21 protein-coding genes are annotated in these 18,434 nt (G+C 70.2%); 4 read left to right on the forward strand and 17 right to left on the reverse strand.

Annotation, left to right across the window (positions count from 1 at the left end):
* From VP06_RS34305 to VP06_RS02780, 9 genes are all read right to left on the reverse strand, one after another.
* On the reverse strand, positions 1 to 128 hold a 128-nt coding region (locus tag VP06_RS34305), incomplete at its 3' end, for a helix-turn-helix domain-containing protein (RefSeq protein ID WP_156295422.1).
* 235 nt (positions 129 to 363) lie between these two features.
* Positions 364 to 627, reverse strand: a complete 264-nt coding sequence (locus tag VP06_RS02745; protein WP_197093111.1) for a GNAT family N-acetyltransferase — start codon at positions 625 to 627, stop codon at positions 364 to 366.
* A 73-nt stretch (positions 628 to 700) separates the two neighbouring features.
* Complete coding sequence (locus VP06_RS02750; RefSeq protein WP_048462327.1) at positions 701 to 889, reverse strand: hypothetical protein; 189 nt, start codon at positions 887 to 889, stop codon at positions 701 to 703.
* A 22-nt stretch (positions 890 to 911) separates the two neighbouring features.
* Entirely contained in the window at positions 912 to 1,613 is a 702-nt protein-coding gene (locus VP06_RS02755; protein WP_048462310.1) for a glutathione binding-like protein, read from the reverse strand.
* 139 nt (positions 1,614 to 1,752) lie between these two features.
* Positions 1,753 to 2,064 carry a DUF1330 domain-containing protein gene (locus tag VP06_RS02760; RefSeq protein WP_048462311.1) on the reverse strand — a complete coding sequence of 104 codons (312 nt, stop codon included), beginning with the start codon at positions 2,062 to 2,064 and terminating at the stop codon, positions 1,753 to 1,755.
* Positions 2,065 to 2,094: 30 nt separating this feature from the next.
* Entirely contained in the window at positions 2,095 to 2,805 is a 711-nt protein-coding gene (pyrF, locus tag VP06_RS02765; RefSeq protein ID WP_048462312.1) for an orotidine-5'-phosphate decarboxylase, read from the reverse strand.
* Positions 2,806 to 2,867: 62 nt separating this feature from the next.
* A complete protein-coding gene (locus tag VP06_RS02770) occupies positions 2,868 to 3,557 on the reverse strand; it encodes a uracil-DNA glycosylase family protein (RefSeq protein ID WP_082167117.1) in 690 nt (229 codons plus the stop codon).
* A gap of 40 nt (positions 3,558 to 3,597) precedes the next feature.
* Positions 3,598 to 5,802 (reverse strand): xanthine dehydrogenase family protein molybdopterin-binding subunit, encoded by a 2,205-nt coding sequence (locus VP06_RS02775; protein WP_048462314.1) that lies wholly within the window; start codon positions 5,800 to 5,802, stop codon positions 3,598 to 3,600.
* A 13-nt stretch (positions 5,803 to 5,815) separates the two neighbouring features.
* Complete coding sequence (locus VP06_RS02780) at positions 5,816 to 6,271, reverse strand: (2Fe-2S)-binding protein (RefSeq protein WP_048462315.1); 456 nt, start codon at positions 6,269 to 6,271, stop codon at positions 5,816 to 5,818.
* Positions 6,272 to 6,621: 350 nt separating this feature from the next.
* Here VP06_RS02780 and VP06_RS02785 point away from each other — a divergent pair, with 350 nt between their 5' ends.
* Positions 6,622 to 8,151: a sensor histidine kinase gene (locus VP06_RS02785; protein ID WP_048462328.1), complete on the forward strand. Its 1,530-nt coding sequence runs from the start codon at positions 6,622 to 6,624 to the stop codon at positions 8,149 to 8,151.
* A 405-nt stretch (positions 8,152 to 8,556) separates the two neighbouring features.
* On the opposite strand, the gene VP06_RS02790 is transcribed toward VP06_RS02785, so the two are convergent.
* From VP06_RS02790 to VP06_RS02800, 3 genes are all read right to left on the reverse strand, one after another.
* Positions 8,557 to 9,462 (reverse strand): LysR substrate-binding domain-containing protein, encoded by a 906-nt coding sequence (locus tag VP06_RS02790; protein ID WP_048462316.1) that lies wholly within the window; start codon positions 9,460 to 9,462, stop codon positions 8,557 to 8,559.
* A 113-nt stretch (positions 9,463 to 9,575) separates the two neighbouring features.
* On the reverse strand, positions 9,576 to 10,166 hold the full coding sequence (locus VP06_RS02795) for a glutathione S-transferase family protein (RefSeq protein ID WP_048462317.1): 591 nt from the start codon (positions 10,164 to 10,166) through the stop codon (positions 9,576 to 9,578).
* 14 nt (positions 10,167 to 10,180) lie between these two features.
* Entirely contained in the window at positions 10,181 to 11,392 is a 1,212-nt protein-coding gene (locus VP06_RS02800; RefSeq protein WP_048462318.1) for an ABC transporter substrate-binding protein, read from the reverse strand.
* Positions 11,393 to 11,754: 362 nt separating this feature from the next.
* On the opposite strand from VP06_RS02800, the gene VP06_RS02805 reads away from it, so the two are divergent.
* A complete protein-coding gene (locus VP06_RS02805; RefSeq protein WP_048462319.1) occupies positions 11,755 to 12,960 on the forward strand; it encodes an iron-containing alcohol dehydrogenase in 1,206 nt (401 codons plus the stop codon).
* A gap of 115 nt (positions 12,961 to 13,075) precedes the next feature.
* On the opposite strand, the gene VP06_RS02810 is transcribed toward VP06_RS02805, so the two are convergent.
* Positions 13,076 to 13,354: a hypothetical protein gene (locus VP06_RS02810; protein ID WP_048462320.1), complete on the reverse strand. Its 279-nt coding sequence runs from the start codon at positions 13,352 to 13,354 to the stop codon at positions 13,076 to 13,078.
* Positions 13,355 to 13,918: 564 nt separating this feature from the next.
* Here VP06_RS02810 and VP06_RS02815 point away from each other — a divergent pair.
* Complete coding sequence (locus VP06_RS02815) at positions 13,919 to 14,266, forward strand: porin family protein (RefSeq protein ID WP_048462321.1); 348 nt, start codon at positions 13,919 to 13,921, stop codon at positions 14,264 to 14,266.
* A 4-nt stretch (positions 14,267 to 14,270) separates the two neighbouring features.
* Here VP06_RS02815 and VP06_RS02820 read toward each other — a convergent pair whose 3' ends face one another.
* The 3 genes from VP06_RS02820 to VP06_RS02830 are packed head-to-tail and all read right to left on the reverse strand — an operon-like array spanning position 14,271 to position 16,244.
* Positions 14,271 to 14,741: a hypothetical protein gene (locus VP06_RS02820; protein ID WP_048462322.1), complete on the reverse strand. Its 471-nt coding sequence runs from the start codon at positions 14,739 to 14,741 to the stop codon at positions 14,271 to 14,273.
* On the reverse strand, positions 14,734 to 15,099 hold the full coding sequence (locus tag VP06_RS02825) for a rod-binding protein (RefSeq protein WP_048462323.1): 366 nt from the start codon (positions 15,097 to 15,099) through the stop codon (positions 14,734 to 14,736). Before VP06_RS02825 ends, VP06_RS02820 begins: the two co-directional genes overlap by 8 nt.
* Positions 15,100 to 15,140: 41 nt before the next feature.
* Positions 15,141 to 16,244 carry a flagellar basal body P-ring protein FlgI gene (locus VP06_RS02830; RefSeq protein WP_048462324.1) on the reverse strand — a complete coding sequence of 368 codons (1,104 nt, stop codon included), beginning with the start codon at positions 16,242 to 16,244 and terminating at the stop codon, positions 15,141 to 15,143.
* Between the two features lie 237 nt (positions 16,245 to 16,481).
* Between VP06_RS02830 and VP06_RS02835 the strand changes: the two genes are divergently transcribed.
* A complete protein-coding gene (locus tag VP06_RS02835; protein WP_048462325.1) occupies positions 16,482 to 16,898 on the forward strand; it encodes a flagellar assembly protein FliX in 417 nt (138 codons plus the stop codon).
* A 180-nt stretch (positions 16,899 to 17,078) separates the two neighbouring features.
* Here VP06_RS02835 and accC read toward each other — a convergent pair whose 3' ends face one another.
* Entirely contained in the window at positions 17,079 to 18,434 is a 1,356-nt protein-coding gene (gene accC, locus VP06_RS02840; protein ID WP_048462326.1) for an acetyl-CoA carboxylase biotin carboxylase subunit, read from the reverse strand.

Below are 18,434 nucleotides of genomic sequence, written 5' to 3' on the forward strand. Positions count from 1 at the left end.
CGGGCACGCCAGCGGCTGGCGCTCGCCGGGCTGACGCCAAACCGCTCTGCCACTTGCGAGCATGACAGGCCTTGCTCCAATGCAGCGACGACCCGACAACGGAGATCGACGGACAGGGCAGCCGGCATGGCTCCTCCTCACACGCCGGGGGGGGTGAACATCAATCAGACGACACCCATATAAGAGCTCGGCTATTCATAACCAAGCTCGGCAATTTCTACATGAACGGAAAACGCTCTAGCTCTTTGATTTTGCCGCATTTTCTACGACGAACCGGTATCCACTTCGTCGGAAAATGCTCTAGGGTCTTGTTTTGTCGCAGATTCTTGTCGCCGAACCGGTGACCACTTCGGCGAAATCTGCTTAGCCGACCAGATCGCGGTGCTCGCGGTGGCGCCGCAGCCACGCCGCCGCGTAGCCGCAGAGCGGCCGGATCCGCATGCCCTCCGCCCGGGCGGTCTCGGCCACGCCCTGCATCAGCCTGTCGGCGGTGCCGGTGCCGCGCAGGGCCGGCGGCGCATAGACGTAGGCGATGACGAGGGTGCCGGGCTGGCGACGATAATCGGCATAAGCGACCTCGCCGTTCACCTGGAGTTCAAACCGGCTCCGCTCCGGATTGTCGCGCATGGGCACCTCTCGGGAACATCCGGGGCCGCTCGCCGCGCGGCGAGCGGCCTGGCTGGCGTGACCGGCCGAACCGTCACTCTTCCGGCACCAGCCGCGCGGCAAAGGTCAGGCACAGGCAGGCCGCTCCCAGCACAAACTGCCAGCGGCGGATGTCGCCGCCGATCGAGTCCACCACCGCCTGGCCGATCAGCACCACCCCGACGAGGGGCGGCACGACCGTCAGGAGAAGGCGCAGGGTCCTGCGCCAGCCCCGGCCCGACATGCCGCCCGCCGCCACGTTCCGCTCAGCGCTTGGTGTTGGCGGCCGTCTGGCCGAACATGATCTTCTTGGCCTCTTCCGACATCGTCGGCTGCTGGTTGATGCCGGCCGCCTTGTCGTAGGCCGCCTTGGTGGCCGGGCGCTCGGCGATGGCGTGGAACCAGCGCTTCAGGTTCGGGGTGTCGTCGAGGTTCTGGCGCTGGCGCTCGTGCGGCACGATCCACGGATAGATCGCCATGTCGGCGATGCTGTAATCCTCGCCCGCCACGAAGGAGCGGTCGGCGAGCCGCCGGTCGAGCACGCCGTAGAGCCGGTTCGTCTCGTTGACGTAGCGGTCGATGGCGTAAGGCACCGGCTCTGGCGCGTATTGGGTGAAGTGGTGGTTCTGCCCGGCCATCGGCCCGAGGCCGCCCATCTGCCAGAAGAGCCATTGCAGCACCTCGGCCCGGCCGTGCAGGTCGGCGGGGATGAAGCGGCCGGTCTTCTCGGCGAGGTAGAGCAGGATCGCGCCCGATTCGAACAGCGAGACCGGAGCGCCGCCGCCGGCCGGCTCGTGATCGACCATCGCCGGGATGCGGTTGTTCGGGGCGATTCTGAGGAAGTCCGGCTGAAACTGCTCTCCCTTGCCGATGTTGATCGGCTTGATGGTGTAGGGGAGGCCGGCCTCCTCCAGGAACATCGTCACCTTGTGACCGTTGGGGGTCGTCCAGTAGTAGAGGTCGATCATCCGCCGCTCCGGGGCTCGCCGCACAGGCTGGCGCGGAGGTGGTGCGCGACCCTTCAGCGGTCAAGCCGCGCCGGGCGCAGGTGAGGCACGCCGCCCGAGCGCGGCGTCTGGCACGGGCCCCGATCGCTCGTCCGGCCGGTCAGCCGTCGCCGGGCTGCGGGCCGTCGTAGCCCTCGATCACGATCAGGTCGATCTCGGCGCCGCCCTCCTGCTTGGCGCGGGCGGCCTGGTACTCGGGCGAGTTCCAGCAGGCGAGGGCCTGCGCGTAGCTCGGGAACTCGATCACCACGTTGCGGGCGCGGCTCGACCCGAGCACCGCCTCGAAGGCGCCGCCGCGCACCAGGAAGCGCCCGCCGAACAGGGCAAAGGCGGCGCCGTTGGCGGCGACGTAGTTCTTGTAGGCGTCAGGCTTCGAGACGTCGACGCGCCCGACCCAGTATCCCTTCGCCATGAGGCTCCTCCCGTTGTTATCGAGTGAGTTCTACAGCGCCGCCGCCATCTCGTCGACGATGCGCCGGGCCATGTCGCGCGGGTCGGCGGCCCCGGTGACGGGCCGGCCGACGACGATATGGTCGACGCCGGACCGCATCGCCTCGGCGGGGGTCACCACCCGCTTCTGATCGCCGATGGCGGTGCCGGCCGGCCGGATTCCGGGCGTGACGATCAGCCGGTCGGGCCCGATCACCGCCCGCACCTGCGCGGCTTCCGCCGCCGAGCAGACGATGCCGTCGATGCCGATTGCCGCGGCCGCGGCGGCCCGCGCGGCGACGAGATCGGCGACCGGCAGCGCGTAGCCGGCCTCCTGCGCATCCGCGTCGTCGTAGGAGGTGAGCACCGTGACGCCTAAGATCTTCAGACCGGTCCCCGCCTTGTCGCGCCCAGCTGCCGCCGCCCGCATGGTCTGGGGATAGGCGTGCACGGTGAGGAAGGTGGCGCCGATCCCGGCCAGCGACTGCACCCCCTCCTCGACGGTGTTGCCGATGTCGTGGAGCTTGAGGTCGAGGAAGACCTTGTGTCCGCCCCCGACCAGCCGCTCGGCGAGGGTGAGCCCGCCGGCATAGCCGAGACGGTAGCCGATCTTGTAGAAGCACGCGGCGTCGCCGATCCGGTCGATCAGGCGCTCGGCCTCGTCGGTGCTCGCCATGTCGAGGGCGACGATCAGGCGGTCGCGGGGGCTGATGGGCTCGGGCACGGGACCTCCGTCACGCAAAAGGTGTGTCGAACCCCACCCCATCGTGGGACCGCGTCCGGGAATCAAGCCCGCGCCGCTAGTCGTGCCACCTCCGCCCGCAACACCGGCAACAGCTCCGCCTCGAACCACGGATGCTTCCTCAGCCACGGCGTGTTGCGCCAGGACGGGTGCGGCAGGGGCAGCAGGCGGGGGTGCCGGGACGATTCCAAAAAAATCTCGCGCCAGCGCGCCACCGTGCCGGTGAGGCCGCCGGGCTGGCGGCCGAGATGCCAAGCTTGCGCGTATTGCCCGATCAAGAGGATCAGCTCCAGCTCCGGCAGGCCGGCGAGCAGGGGCGCCCGCCAGGTCTCGGCGCATTCGCGCCGCGGCGGCAGGTCGCCGCCCTTGGCGTCGTGGCCGGGGAAGCAGGCGCCCATCGGCACGATCGCCACCAGATCGGGATCGTAGAAGGCCGGCTCGTCGAGGCCGAGCCAGGCGCGCAGGCGCGCGCCGGACGGGTCCTGGAACGGCCGCCCGCTCTGGAACGCCCGGTTGCCCGGGGCCTGGCTGGCGATGCAGATCCGCGCCCGGGACGTGCCCTGGACGATCGGCCGCGGCTCGACCGGGAGCGGTCGGCCGTGGAACGGCGCGTCGCGGCACAGCCGGCAGGCGCGCACCCGCTCGGCGGTCTCGGCGAAGTCGGGCGCGGATGAAAAAAGGGTGCGGCTCGCGCCGCACCCTGAAGTCGTCTCGGGTCCAAAACTGGAAGTCATGCCCTTCATATAGGGCGATGGTTAAGCGAGTGGTGCGCGGTCACACGCCGCGGAGCGCCGTGAGGTCGAGGGGGAGCGAGCGCAGGCGCTGCCCGGTGGCGGCGAACACCGCGTTGGAGATCGCCGGGCCCAGGACCGGCACGCCAGGCTCGCCGATGCCGGTCGGCGCGGCGGCCGACGGCACGATGTGGACCTCGACCTTCGGCATCTCGCTCATCCGAGTCGGCTCGTAGGCGTCGAAGTTCGTCTCCTGCACCTCGCCGTCCTTGAAGGTGATCTTGTTGCGCAGCACCGCCGAGAGCGCGAAGCCGACCGCGCCCTCGACCTGGGACCGGACGATGTCCGGGTTGACCGCCACGCCGACATCCACCGCCGCGACGATCCGGTTCACCCGCACCTTGCCGGCCTCCGCCGTCACGTCGGCCACCATCGCCACGTAGGAGCCGAACGACTCGTGCGCGGCGACGCCGTAGCCCCGTCCCGGCTTTTGCTCGCGGGCGCTCCAGCCCGCCTTCTCGGCGGCGAGCGTCAGGGCGGCGGAGAGGCGCGGCGCCTGTTTCAGGAGGCCGAGGCGATAGGCGACCGGGTCCTGGCCCGCCGCATGGGCCAGTTCGTCGATGAACACCTCCATCGCCTGGGCGGTGTGCGAGTGACCGACCGAGCGCCACCACAGCACCGGCACGCCCTCGCGGGCATTATGGACCTCGAACCGGTAGGCCGGCAGGGCGTAGGGGGTGTCGGACGCGCCCTCGACCGTGGTGGCGTCGACCCCATCCTTCACCATCATCGCCTCGAGGGCGGTGCCGATGATGATGGACTTGCCGACGATGCGGTGCTCCCACCCGGTGATCGCCCCCTTGGAATCGAGGCCGGCGCGGATGCGGTGATAGGCGGCGGGGCGGTAATAGCCGCCGGTGATGTCGTCCTCGCGGGTCCAGACCAGGTGGATCGGGGCTGTCTCGCCGGTGGCCTTCAGGATCGCGGCGGCCTCGGCGATGTAGTCGGCGGAGGCGGTGGCGCGCCGGCCGAACGAGCCGCCGGCCCAGAGCGTGGTGATGCGGACCTTGTCGGCGGTCGTGCCGAGGATGCCCGCCACCACCGCCTGCTCGATGGTCTGGAACTGCGAGCCGGCATAGATGTCGTAGGAGCCGTCGCCCGCCCGCTCGATCGTGGCGTTGAGCGGCTCCATCGGCGCATGGGCCAGATAGGGGAAGCTGAACTCCGCCTCCAGCACCTTGGCGGCGCCCTTGATGGCGCCGGCCGCATCGCCCCGCTTCGAGGCGACGAGGCCGGGCTTGTCGGCCATCGCCTTGTAGGCGGCCTGTTGCGAGTCCGTCGATTGCCGCTCGGCGCCGGCATCGTCCCAGGTGAGCGTCAGGGCCTTGCGGCCCTGCATCGCCGACCAGGTGTCCTTGGCCACCACGGCGACGCCGCTCGGGATGCGCACGACCTGGACCACGCCCGGCACCGCCTTGGCGGCTTTGTCGTCCACGCTCTTGAGCGTCGCGCCGAAGCGGGGCGCCCGGGCGACGAGCGCCGTGAGCTGGCCCGGCCGGCGCATGTCGAGGGCGTAGCGCGCGCTGCCGTCGGTCTTCGCAGCCGAATCGAGCCGCGGCAGCGTCGTGCCGATCAGCCGGAAGGCGGACGGGTCTTTCAGCACCGGGTTCTCGGGGATCGGCTGCAAGGCGGCCTTGGCCGCCAGCGCCCCGAACCGGCTCTCCTTGCCGCTCGGATGGCGCAGAACGCCTGTCTCGACCGTGATCTCGCCGGCTGGAACCTTCCACTCCTGGGCGGCGGCCGCGACCAGCATGGCGCGGGCGGCCGCTCCCGCCTTGCGCAGCTGGATCCAGGAATTCGCCACCGCGGTCGAGCCGCCGGTGCCCTGGATCGGCCCGAAGGCGAGGTTGTTGTAGAGGCTGGCATCGGCCGGCGCGAAGGCGGCGCGCATCTGCGCCCAATCGGCGTCGAGTTCCTCGGCCACGATGGTGGCGAGCCCCGTCGTGTTGCCCTGGCCCATGTCGAGGTGCTTGATCACCACCGTCACGGTGTCGTCGGCGGCGATCCGCACGAAGGCGTTCGGCTTCGCCGGGGCCTTGGACAGGTCGGGGCCGCCCGCGGCCCGCGCGCCCCTCGGATCGAGATGGAGCCCGATCACCAGGGCGCCGCCGGCGGCGGCGGTGCCGCGCAGGAAGGCGCGGCGGGACGGAACGACGTCGTCCCGTGTCGTGATGCGAGAGGTCAGCATGGCGGCGTCCCGGTCAGGCGAGGGAGCGGGCGGCGTCGTGGATCGCCGCGCGGATGCGCTGGTAGGTGCCGCAGCGGCAGACATTGCCGTCCATGGCGGTGTCGATGTCGGTGTCGCTGGGCGCCTTGTTCTCGGTGAGGAGGCCGATCGCCGACATCATCTGGCCCGACTGGCAGTAGCCGCACTGCACCACGTCCAGCTTGCGCCAGGCGGTCCTGACCGCCTCGGCCACCGGGCCGGCAATCCCCTCGATCGTGGTGATCTTGGCCTCGCCGACGTCGCCGAGGCGGGTCTGGCAGGAGCGCACCGGCTGCCCGTCGAGATGCACCGTGCAGGCGCCGCATTGCGCGATGCCGCAGCCATACTTGGTGCCGGTGAGGTTGAGGTGGTCGCGGATCGCCCAGAGCAGCGGCATCTCGGGATCGGCCTCGACCTCGTAGGTCCGGCCGTTGAGGGTGAGCTTCGTCATCGTGCGCTTCCGACGAGAGGCTGGAAAGATTCCAGTCCTGCGTGTGTGCGGCTGCACCTGTACTCTCGGCAAGCCGGGCCGATGTGCGCCAGCGCACCCCCTGCGCGTGCCGCAGCGGCAGGGCGAGACGGCCGGCTGTGTCGCATTCGCCGGATCCCGGCAGGGGGACCTTAACGAAGTTCGGTCAGCCTCTCCCGTACCGGCCGCCGGTCTGGAGCATCGCCCGGTGGCCGGTCCATCGGGCGATGCTCCAAGTCTTTGATTTTGCCGCAGTGTCGGCGACGAACCGCGATCCGACTCGTCGTCGACACTGCTCCGTTGTGGCGAGGGAGCGGCACGACCCGATCGCGATGTCCGAAGTCACGGCGGAAATGGTTCAGCGCGGGCGCGGCCCGACGGCGGAGGAGGCGGCGAGACGGCGCAAGGTCGCGCGGGACGTCCGCTCCGCCCGCGAGCGGCTGACCTCCTCGATCGGGCTCGAACGCGCCTTCGACTATGAACTGCTGCGCGTCTACGCCCAGTACCGGATCGGTGCCTTCCTGCCGCTGATGGTGCTGGTCGGCTGCATCGCCGCGGCCTCGGTGTTCTGGGCGCCCGTGGTCCTCAGCGGCGTGTGGTGTGCCGGGGTGCTCGCGGTGATCGCCGGCAACACCGCCGTGTCGCGTGCCTTCCTGCGGCAGGATCCGGATGCGTTGTCGCTGCCGGCCTCGCGCCGGCGGGTGATCGTCGGCGAGGCGGTCCAGAGCGTCGCCTGGGCGTTGCTGGTGCTGATGCTGTTCCAGGTCGAGGCGGCCAACGCCCGCACCTTCGTGATGTTCGTCCTCGTCATCGTGGCCGCCGTGACCACGATGCTGGCCGCCACGGTGCCGCTCGCCGCCTATGCGGGCCTGTTGCCGCTCAGCGCCGCCACCGCGGCCCTCCTGCTCGTGTCGCGCGAGGCGGAAGCGGTCCTGCTCGTCGGCATGGCGGTCTGCGCGCAGCTCTTCTTCCTGTTCCTGTCGAACCACCTGCATGCCTCGACGGTGTCCGCGTTGCAGTCGCGGGCCGAGAAGGACGCGATCTTCGGCGAGCTGGAACAGGCCAAGGCCAATTCCGACGAGGCGCGCCGGCGCGCCGAGGAGGCCAACCTCGCGAAGTCCCGCTTCCTTGCCACCATGAGCCACGAGCTGCGCACGCCGCTCAATGCCATCCTGGGCTTCTCCGAGGTAATGAAGAACGAGGTGTTCGGCCCTCATTCCTCGGCCTCGTACCGGGAATACTCGAACGACATCCACGACAGCGGCCTGCACCTGCTCAACCTGATCAACGAGATTCTCGACCTCTCGCGCATCGAGGCCGGGCGCTACGAGCTGAACGAGGAGGCGCTCCAGCTCGCCTACGTGGTCGACGAAAGCCGGCACATGATGACCCTGCGGGCGCGCGCCAAGAACCAGACCTTCCGCGAATTGATCGACCCCACGCTGCCGCGGCTCTGGGCCGACGAGCGCGCCGTGCGCCAGATCGTGCTCAACGTGCTGTCGAACGCCGTCAAGTTCACCCCGCCCGGGGGCGAGATCACCATCAAGGTCGGTTGGACCTCGTCGGGCGGGCAGTATGTCAGCATCAAGGATACCGGTCCCGGCATCCCCGAGGAGGAGATTCCCACCGTGATGTCGTCCTTCGGCCGCGGCTCCCTCGCGATCAAGACCGCCGAGCAGGGATCGGGTCTGGGGCTCCCGATCGTGAAGGGCCTCGTCGACCTGCATGGCGGCGGCTTCCAGCTGAAGTCGCGCCCGCGGGAGGGCACCGAGGTGATCGTCACCTTCCCGGCGACCCGCGTGATGGACACGCTGCCAGCGCTGGAGGAGGAGGTGCCGGTGCGGCCGGTCCGGGCCGCGTGAGGCGGCCACGGGATCGGAGGGTGAGCCCGCGCTGAGCGCGGCATGCGGTGACGGGACGAGGCGCGGGGTTTCTCCGAGAGGGCTGTGCTCCCGCTGAGGGGGCACAGCGAGCCCGCAGCGAGGCGCAGGCTCGCCGCGAGGGCGAGGGAGCCCGCGCCAGAGCGAAAACCATCGTCGATTGTCACCAGTGCAAGCACTCACCGCCTCGGTTCATCCGCCGGGGACGGCGAAGCCGGTGTCAGAACGCATGCCCGCGCTCGTCGACAACGATCGTTGGTGTCATACCAACGGTCGTTGGAAACGACCTTTGGTTCCGTTCGCGAATTTTCGTCAAGCCTCTGGCTTGGCATCGAAAATTTGAGATGGTTCATCGGCCCGATGCGTCAGCATCTTGGGCCGATGGTATCACTCGCCACCCTCGCCCCGCACGCGGGCCAGCACCAGATCGGTGAAGATCCGCGGATGCGGCATCTCCGGCGCCGGCTGGCGCACCAGGGTCATGGGCGCGACCGGGGCCGGGCCACGGATCTCGCGATAGCGCACACCCTCGGTGGCCAGCCGGGCCATCGAGCGCGGCACGATGGCCAGCGCGATGCCGGTGGCGACGAGATTGACCACCGAGGCGAGCTGCGGCGCGTTCTGGGCGATGCGCGGCGAGAACCCGGCTGCCGCGCAGGCCGCCATGATGCCGTCGTAGAGCGCCCACCCGTTGCGGCGCGGATAGACGATGAAGCCCTCGTGCGAGAGAGCCGCGAGGCCCACCGGCCCGGCCTCGGCGGCGAGCCGGTGCGTCGTCGGCAACGCCACCACCATCGGCTCGTCGAACAGGTGGCGGGCCCACAGATCGTCCACCTCGCCCTCGCCCGGCCGCATGAAGGCGACGTCGACCCGGCCGGCCCGGAAGGCGGCAAGCAGGCTCGCGGTCGTCTCCTCCAGCAACTCGACCTGCACGTCCGGATAGGCGCGGCGATAGTCGCGGATCGCGCCGGTCACCAGGGGGTGGAACGAGGCCGAGGAGGTGAAGCCGATGCGGATCTGGCCGACATCGCCGCTCGCGATGCGCAAGGCCCGGCTCTTCGCCGCATCGACGGCGGCCAGCACCGCGCGGGCATCGTCCGCGAAGGCGCGGCCCGGCTCGGTCAGCGCCACTCCGCGCGACAGGCGCTGGAGCAGGGCGGTGCCCACTTCGGTCTCGAGGCTCTTGATCTGGTGGCTGAGCGCCGGCTGCGCGATGTTCAGCCGCTCCGCCGCCCGGGTGATGCTGAGATCGTCGGCCACCGCGACGAAATAGCGAAGATGGCGAAGCTCCATCGCGCCGGTTCCCCCCTGATCCCCGGCCTTCGTCGCGGCTGCCGGATTCCTGTCCGTCAGACCTACGATAACGGAGGTCACGGGGGACTGCATGGGGCGCGATGGAGGAGCGCTTATCCGCGCGGCACGGTGTCCCGCACCGAAGGACGGTCGGCCTGCGCGTCGCGGAACGCCGCGACTCCCGGGCAGAGGCCGCGCCAATCGTGGTCGGGGAAGCGGAATTCCAGATAGTCGAGGGCGGTGATCGCGGCGATCGCCGGCAGGCCGAAGGGCTGCCGCACGGTGTCGAACACCGCATCGAGGCGCCGCAGCCCCTCCCGCATGGTGCGGAAGCGCTTGGTGCCGACGAGGCCGGTATCGAAGTCCGGCGCCGACTTGCGGCCGATGATCACCGCCACCGCGGCGTCGAACACCCCGATCGCCACCCCGGCGGCCGAGAGGGCGGCGGGCCCGCCCGCCAGCGTGGCCGGCCTGGTGCCGATCGCGTCGAGGTAGCTCAGGATCAGCAGTGCCTCGGTCAGCCGCGCGCCGTCATCGGTGATCAGGGTCGGCACGCGGCCGGCCGGGTTGGCGGCAAGGAAGGCCGGATCGTCGGCCCAGGCATCGACGATGATGGTGTCGGTGGCCTCGTTCAGGCCCTTCTCGATCAGCGCCATGCGGACGATGCGCACGAAGGGCGAGGTCGGGTTGGCGTAGAGCTTCATCGCGGGAGTTCCGGTCAACCGGCGGTGGTCAGGGGGCAGCCGCTCTTGTCGGCCGGGGTGAACAGCGTGTCCCCGGGGATCGTCTCGACGACGCGGTAGAGATCGGCCTTGGTCTTGGAGTCCTTCGGGCTCTTCACCTCGACCAGCATCATGTCCATCACCACCCGGCCATTCGCCTGGATGCGCGGCTTGCCGTAGAAGCCGTCGTCGATCGGCAGCTCCTTCATCGCCCGGTTGACGGCGCCGGCCTCGTCGGTGCCGGCCTTCTCGACGGCCCGCAGGTAGTGCCGCACCGAGGAATAGGCGGCGGCATGGCCCATCGTCGGCACCACGTTGCCGTTGCGGGCCATCAGGCGCTTGGCCCAGGCGCGGCTCGCATCATTGGCGTCCCAGTAGAAGTTCACGGCCATGCGGATGCCTTGCGCCGCGTCGAGGCCGAGCGCCACGGTGTTGTTGGTGAAGACCAGCATCGCCACCACCTTCGAGGTGATGCCAAATTCCCGCGCCTGCTTGATGGTGTTGACGAGGTCCGGCCCGGCATTGGCGAGCCCGATCACGTCGGCGCCGGAGGACTGGGCCTGGATCAGTTGCGACGACAGGTCGGTGGCCCCGAGCGGATGGCGGATCTCGCCGACCACCTTGCCGCCGGCGGCCTTCACGGCCTTGCCGGCATCCGCCGCGAGGCCATGGCCGAACACGTAATCGGCGGTGATGAAATACCAGGACTTGCCGCCGCCCTGCACCACGGCACCCGCCACCGCGTTGGCGAGTTCGCCCGTGGAGGGCACCCATTGCGTGCCGTAGGGCGAGCAGCCGGGGCCGGAGAATTGCGAGGCGTAGCCGCCGGTCACCAGCGTGGTGATCTTGCGCTCCTTGGCATAGGCTTGCACGCCGAGGCCCACCGAGCTGGCGCCGCCGAGCACGAAGGCGGTGACGCCGCGCTGGTCGACGAGCTGGCGGGCGAGGCTGGAGCCGATATCGGGCTTGTTCTGATGGTCGACGCCGATCACCTCGACGGCTCTGCCCAGCACCTTGCCGCCGAAATCCTCGGCCGCCATCGTGGCGGCGAGCACCATGTTCGGCCCGCCATTGCCGGAATACATCCCCGACAGATCCTCGATCACGCCGATGCGCAGCGGCGTCTCGGCGGCGGCGGCGTGAGCGGTCAGCATCGTGGCGAACAGGCCGGTGACGGCGAGACGGCGCGTCCAGGGGGTGCGGGGCATCGGCGTTTCCTCGGGGCGGTATCCGCCGGTCTCGCGCCCGTTGGCGGGCGTCGGGGCGGTGCGTGTTGGCCCCGATGATATCGTGGTTCAGACCAATCGCCGTCCAATAGTTTGTGCAAGGTCGCGCCATCGTTTCCCGGTATGGCAAGTTCGGATCGGGCAAGTTCCGAGAGGGCAAGTCCCAGTGCGGCACGCCCGGCCGCGTCGGGCCGCTGACCCGGGATGCGGCGCCCCGTCATCGTCGCCGGCTATGGCTCGTGCGCGATCTTTGTATTGGACGGCGCGCCCGCGGACGGGCGACACCGCCGGCACGATCGCGAGGGCCCGATGCGACAGGCGCCCCGCTCCCCGAGGAGACGCCGATGATCACCAGCTTCTACATGCCGACCCGCATCGTCTCGGGGAGCGGCGCGCTCGCCACCCTCGGCACGCTCGCCCGCGACCTGACGATGACCCGGGTGCTGGTCGTGTCCGATCCGGTCATCGCGGCGCAAGGCTTCCATGCCGAGGCCCTCGCGGCCCTGACCGAGGCTGGCATCGCGGTGGCGCGCTTCGACGAATGCGGGATCGATGCCCGCTGCTCCCATATCGACGACCAGGGCGATCGGGTCCGCCGCGACGGCATCGACGGCGTGGTCTGCATCGGCGGCGGCTCGGTGATGTGCACCGGCAAGGGCATCGCCATCGTGGCGACGAACCACAAGCCCATGGCCGAGTGCACCGGCGTCGGGCAGTTCGACCGCAAGGCGCTGCCGATGATCATGGTGCCGACCACCGCCGGCTCCGGCTCGGAGGTGTCGCAATGGACCATCGTGAAGGACGAGGTGCGCCACCTGAAGCTCCTCGGCGGCGGCCCCCTGAGCTTCCCCGACGCGGCGATCCTCGATCCCGTGACCTTAAGTTCGCTGCCGATGCACGTGGCGGCGCTGCCCGCCGTCGATGCCCTGACCCATGGCGTCGAGGCATATGTGAGCGGCATCGCCTCGCCGCTCACCGACGCGGTGGCGCTCGCCGCGGTGCGGCTCCAGGCGGCGTCCTTACGCGCCTCGATCAATGCCGATGACGACCGGGCCCGCGCGGACAACCTCATGGCCTCGTGCATGGCCAACATCGCCTGCGGCAACGCCCGGCTCGGCCACGGCCACGCCCTGTCGCTGCCGCTCGAAGGCCATCTCGACCTGCCCCATCCCTACGGCGTCGGGGTGCTGCTGCCGCACGTCATCGCGTTCAACCTCGCGGTCCTGCCCGCCAAGGTGCGGCCGCTGGCCGAGGCGCTGGAGGTCGAGACCGCGGGCCTGTCGCGCCAGGAGACGATCGCGGCCTGCGCCGACGCGGTCCGGGCGCTCTACGCCGATCTCGGTTTCCCCACGCGCTTCACCCCCGAGCAGCTGCCCCGCGACCGGGTGCGCGAGATGGCCCGTCGCGCCGTGCCGGGCCTCTATGCGGGCATCGCCGCGAAGGACTTCGACCCGGCTAGCGCCCACGACCGCACCATCATCGCGAGCCCGGCGGCGCGGAAGATGACGGTCAGGCAGGCGGAGGAGATTTTCGAGCTTTGCGTTGGGTGAGGCGTCCCCGGGCTGATCCACGTCAGGGGCGGCGCGGATTTCCACTCTTCCCGACAGATTCCTGGACTGTTCGGGATCTGCACGCGACGACCGCGGCCGAGATGACGCGCATGGCCTATTCCTGGAGGGCCTGGGGATCGTCGTAGCGGGGCGGCGTGTTCGTGCCCGCCGGCGGCGCCAGCAGGATCCGTCCATGGGTTTTCGCCGGCAGCGCGGTGAGCGCCTTGATGGCATCCGCCAGCTCCGGTGTCACGGCCGCGAGGCGCGGGAGCTTGAGCCCCACGACCCGCGCGTTATGCAGCAGCACGGCGCAGACCAGCGTCCCATTGCCCTCCCCGGGGATGACGACCTCATGCACGTATTCGGGCGTGGCCTGCTCGTCGAAGATCAGCATGACTTCGTCGAGACGGCCACTAACGGTGAATTTCATCGCTTAAGCATCGGGAATTGTTTGCAATAGACGATAGAGGGTGAAGCCTGCCATCGGCAGCTCCTTGTGGCTCATCTCGCACTTGGCCGTCTCCAGCCGGAAGGCGTCGCGCTCGTCCTCTGCTTACAGGTCGACCCCGCGCGTCTGATTGGACGTGACGAGGTTCTGGAACGCCTCCATCAGGGGCAATTCGGGCAAGCCCGATGTCGTTCCTTCGAGAGGCCCAAGCACCGACGGCATCCAGGGACTGGTGAACCGCAGGTTCGCCGTGAGGGTGCGGGAATGTGTCCGGGAGAGTCTCGGTGGCCGAGGGTCCTTCACCCGCGCTCCGGCTTTCGCCTCCGCTCGCAGCGTCTCCCGAGCGGGGAAACGGCCGCTTTGCGCGCCCGCAGGGAGAGGGAAGACCTGCGCGGCAACTAACGACGGGTGCTGCGGACCGCATGGGATTGCGTGCGACGCCTTGTGTCCCCCACGCCCTGGCGTGCGAGCCCCCGCCATGCTTTTCTTGCCCCGAACATGAGGAGCGGCATGCGCGCGATACCGATGGCCCTGGCAGCCGCCCTTCTGGCCGCCTCCTTCCTGGCGGCGCCCGCCCACGCCCTCGACCTGCGCGACCTGCCCATCGCCAAGGCGCCCGAAACCTGTCCGCACGAAGGGCCGGGCTTCATCCGCGTCACGCCCGGCGGTGCCTGTACGCGGATCAGCGGCCGGGTGCGGGCCGAGGCCGGCACGCCGGTTCACGCCCGCTCCGGGGCCGGCCTCGACGGGGCGGCCCGGGGCGTGGTCAGCGGATCCGGCCAGGTCGCGATCGATACCCGCACGCAGACCGAGTACGGCCCGGCCCGGGCCTATATCCGCCTCGGCACCAGCCGCTGACGCGTCACAGGCTGCGCGACAGCACCAGGGGCGCACTGCGGCGGTGCCCGTAGGGGGAGGGCGCCGGACGGGTGCCGTAGCCCGTCGGCTCGGCCCTGCGGGTGAGTTCCGTCGAGAGGTTGCGCAACAGTCCTTCGGAGATCGACCGGGCGGTGGCCAGCACCGCCTGGTTGGCCGCGACCGCGTCGGAGAACCGGCCATGGGCCTCGCGGAGCGCCGCGACGCCCTCGGGGGTGAAGCGGGCGAGCGCCACGGCATTCGCCTTCACGGCTTGCAAGCCTTGCAGATAGGCGCCGGCGAGCGCCGTCTTCTGCGGCGCCTCGGCCAGGCCCTCGGCGAGGCGCCCGACCCTGATATGGTCGCACTCGCGTCCGAGCAGGGCTTCGAGGTCGCGCATGGTGCCGAGCGTCTCGGCGACCAGGCGCTCGGCGGCCGCGGCGTCAGCGACCGGCGCGGGACGGGCTGTCTCAGCCATTCGCGCCTCCCTGGAGCCGCAGCATCTCGCGCATCACCTGGTCGCCGATGCCGATGCCGCCGCTCTGCACGATCGACTGGGCGTATTCCTTGTTGAGCATCGAGCGGTAGACGCCGCCGCCGGTGCCGTTCTCGCCCAGCGGCCCGTCGGTGCCCTGCGAGCGGTTGAGCACGTCGAGGCTCTGCTCCAGGAACATCGCCTCGAAGTCCTTGGCGGTCTTCTGGATCTTGCTCTTGTCGCCGCTGGGCGACGCCTTGGCGGCGTCGGCGGTGCCCGACAGGCCGGAGGAGACGGCCCCGGCGAGGGCCTGGCCGACCGCCAGGCCGGCGGAGGCCGCGAGGGAAGCGAGGGGAAGCATCGGCGTGAACCTCGTGTCGGAAGAAGGAGGAGGGACGGGCGTCACATCACTTCGATGTCGGCTTGCAGCGCGCCGGCGGCCTTGATCGCCTGGAGGATCGAGATCAGGTCGCGCGGGCCGATGCCGAGCGCGTTGAGCCCATCGACCAGCTCGCGCAGCGTCACGCCCTCCTTGACCAGGGCGAGCTTGTTCTTCTCGCCGGCATCGACCTTGAGGGCGGTGCGCGGCACCACCACGGTCTCGCCGTTGGAGAACGGCGCCGGCTGGCTCACCTGCGGCTGCTCGGTGATGGTGACGGTGAGGTTGCCCTGGGCCACCGCCACGGTGGAGACCCGCACGTCGCGGCCCATCACGATGATCCCGGAGCGCTCGTCGACGACGACCCGGGCAGCCTGGTCGGGCTCGACCTTGAGCTGCTCGACCTCGGTCAGCAGCCGGATCATGTTGCCCTGGTAGCGCGCCGGCACTTGCAGCGTGACCGTGGACGGGTCGGTCGGCTCGGCGGTGTCGGCACCCATGAAGTCGTTGATCGCCGCGGCGATGCGCTTCGAGGTGGTGAAGTCGGGGTTGCGCAGCGACAGGCGCAGGCACTTCTGCTCGTTGAGCTTGAAGGCGATCTCGCGCTCGATCACCGCGCCGTTGGCGATGCGGCCGTTGGTCGGCACGCCGCGGGTGATCTTGGCGGCGTCGCCCTCGGCCTGGAAGCCCGCGATGGCGAGCGAGCCTTGGGCCACCGCATAGGCTTCGCCATCGGCGGCGAGCAGGGTCGTGACCAGGAGCGTGCCGCCCTGGAGCGACTTGGCGTCGCCGAGGGACGACACCGTCACGTCGATCCGCGTGCCCTGCGCGGCGAAGGGAGGCAGGTTCGCCGTCACCATCACGGCGGCGAGGTTGGCGGTCCGCATGGTGGCGCCGCGGGTGTTGACCCCGAGCCGCTCCAGCATCGCCTGCACCGACTGCTTGGTGAAGGGCGCGTTGTTGAGCGTGTCGCCGGTGCCGTTGAGGCCGACGACGATGCCGTAGCCGACGAGCTGGTTGATCCGCATGCCCTCGACGCTGGCCAGGTCCTTCACCCGCGACAGGGCGAGGGCGGGCTGGGCGGCGACAAGAGCCAGGAAGGCGAGGACGAGGAGGCGAAGGCGCATGGCAGGGTCCCGAAACTCGGGAGATCCGGTTGCCAGGACCGTGCCAGCGCCGACCGGAGGCGTAAGTGTCTGGTAAGGTTGCCGATCCGTTTCGCGATCGCCGGACCGGCGGGCGATCCCGACCCGGTCGTTTTCGCCCCGGCGGCAACTTCTGCCGCCTCGTTTACGGCGCATTCACCATACCGGGGCGAGGTTTGCAGGGCCAACAGAGAACCCTGTGACCCGGACCCAAATCCCATGCGCGTCGACACCCGCCTCGCGGCCGCTCCCCTGTCGGGAGCCGGTTCGCGCCCCCTGCCGGCAGGCGGCGTGTTCACCCTCGGACTGGATGGCGCCCGCGGGCCGGTGAGCGCCGGCAGCGCCATGCCGCTGACCAGCCTGAGCGCCATCCTGACCCTCCAGAGCCAGGACGAGATCGCCGCCGATCGCCGTCGCCGGGCGACGAAGCGCGGCCACGACCTCCTCGACGCCCTCGACCGCCTCAAGGCCGCCTTGCTCGGCGGCCGCGTCGCCGCCGCCGACCTGAAGGCCATCGCCGCCCGCCTCGCCGAGCGCGGCGGCAGCACCGGCGATCCCCGCCTCGACGACCTTCTCGCCCATATCGAGCTGCGGGCGCAGGTCGAACTGGCGAAGCTCGAAATGGCAGGCCGATGAGGAGCGCACCGGGCTCGGCCGGGATGCAGGGCCATGCCGCGGCAGGCCCTTGCGCACCGTCAGGGCCGCCGTGATCTCGTCGATGGCGGGCCCCACCGGCGCCTGGCCGATGTCCCCCGCCACAACCCGAGGGCGAACGCCGCTCTCCGATGCGCGCCGCCCCTGCGGTCGTGCTCGGCCTCAGCCGATCTCGAGCCCGCCGGTCTTGAGGAATTCCTCGAGCCAGTGGATGTCGTAGAGGCCGTTCTGGATGTCGGCGTTCCGCACCAGGGTGCGGAACAGCGGCAGGGTCGTGTCGACGCCCGCGACCACGAACTCGTCGAGGGCCCGGCGCAGCCGCATCAGGCACTCGTTGCGGGTGCGGCCGTGGACGATGAGCTTGCCCATCAGCGAATCGTAATGCGGCGGGATGCGGTAGCCCTGGAAGGCCGCCGAATCGACGCGGACCCCGAGGCCCCCCGGCGGGTGGAAATAGGTGATCGTGCCGGGCGAGGGCCGGAAGGTCGCCGGATGCTCGGCATTGATCCGGCACTCGATGGCGTGGCCCTCGACCCGCACGTCCTCCTGGCGCACCGACAGCGGGGCGCCCGCCGCCACCCGGATCTGCTCGTTGACGAGGTCGATTCCGGTGATCATCTCCGTGACGGGATGCTCCACCTGAATGCGGGTGTTCATCTCGATGAAGTAGAACTGCCCGTCCTCGTAGAGGAACTCGATCGTGCCGGCGCCGAGATAGCTCAGCTCCTGCATCGCCCGGGCGACCGTGCCGCCGATCTGCTCGCGCATCTCGGCGTTGAGCGCCGGGGAGGGGCCTTCCTCCCACACCTTCTGGTGCCGGCGCTGGAGCGAGCAATCGCGCTCGGCGAGGTGGATGGCGTTGCCGCGGCCGTCGCCGAGGACCTGCACCTCGATGTGGCGTGGCTTCTCGAGGTATTTCTCGATGTAGACCGCGTCGTCGCCGAAGGCGGCCTTCGCCTCGGTGCGGGCGGTCATCAGGGCGTTCTCGAGATCGGCCTCGCTGCGGGCGACCTTCATGCCGCGGCCGCCGCCGCCGGAGGCGGCCTTGATCAGCACCGGGTAGCCGATCTCGGCGGCGATGCGCTTGGCGTCGTCGGTATCGGTGACGCCGCCCTCGGAGCCGGGCACGCAGGGGATGCCGAGGCGCTTGGCCGTGCGCTTGGCCTCGATCTTGTCGCCCATCACCCGGATGTGCTCGGCCTTGGGGCCGATGAAGCCGATGCCGTGATGGCCCAAAACCTCGGCGAAGCGGGCATTCTCCGACAGGAAGCCGTAGCCCGGATGCACCGCGTCGGCGCCGGTGATCTCGCAGGCGGCGATGATCGACGGGATGTTGAGGTAGCTGTCGCGGGCCGGCGGCGGCCCGATGCACACGCTCTCGTCGGCGAGCCGCACGTGCATGGCGTCGGCATCGGCGGTGGAATGCACCGCCACCGTCGCGATGCCGAGCTCCTTCGCGGCCCGCAGGATCCGGAGCGCGATCTCGCCCCGGTTCGCGATCAGGATCTTGTCGAACAT

This window comes from Methylobacterium aquaticum, from assembly GCF_001043915.1.
GTDB lineage: Bacteria > Pseudomonadota > Alphaproteobacteria > Rhizobiales > Beijerinckiaceae > Methylobacterium > Methylobacterium aquaticum.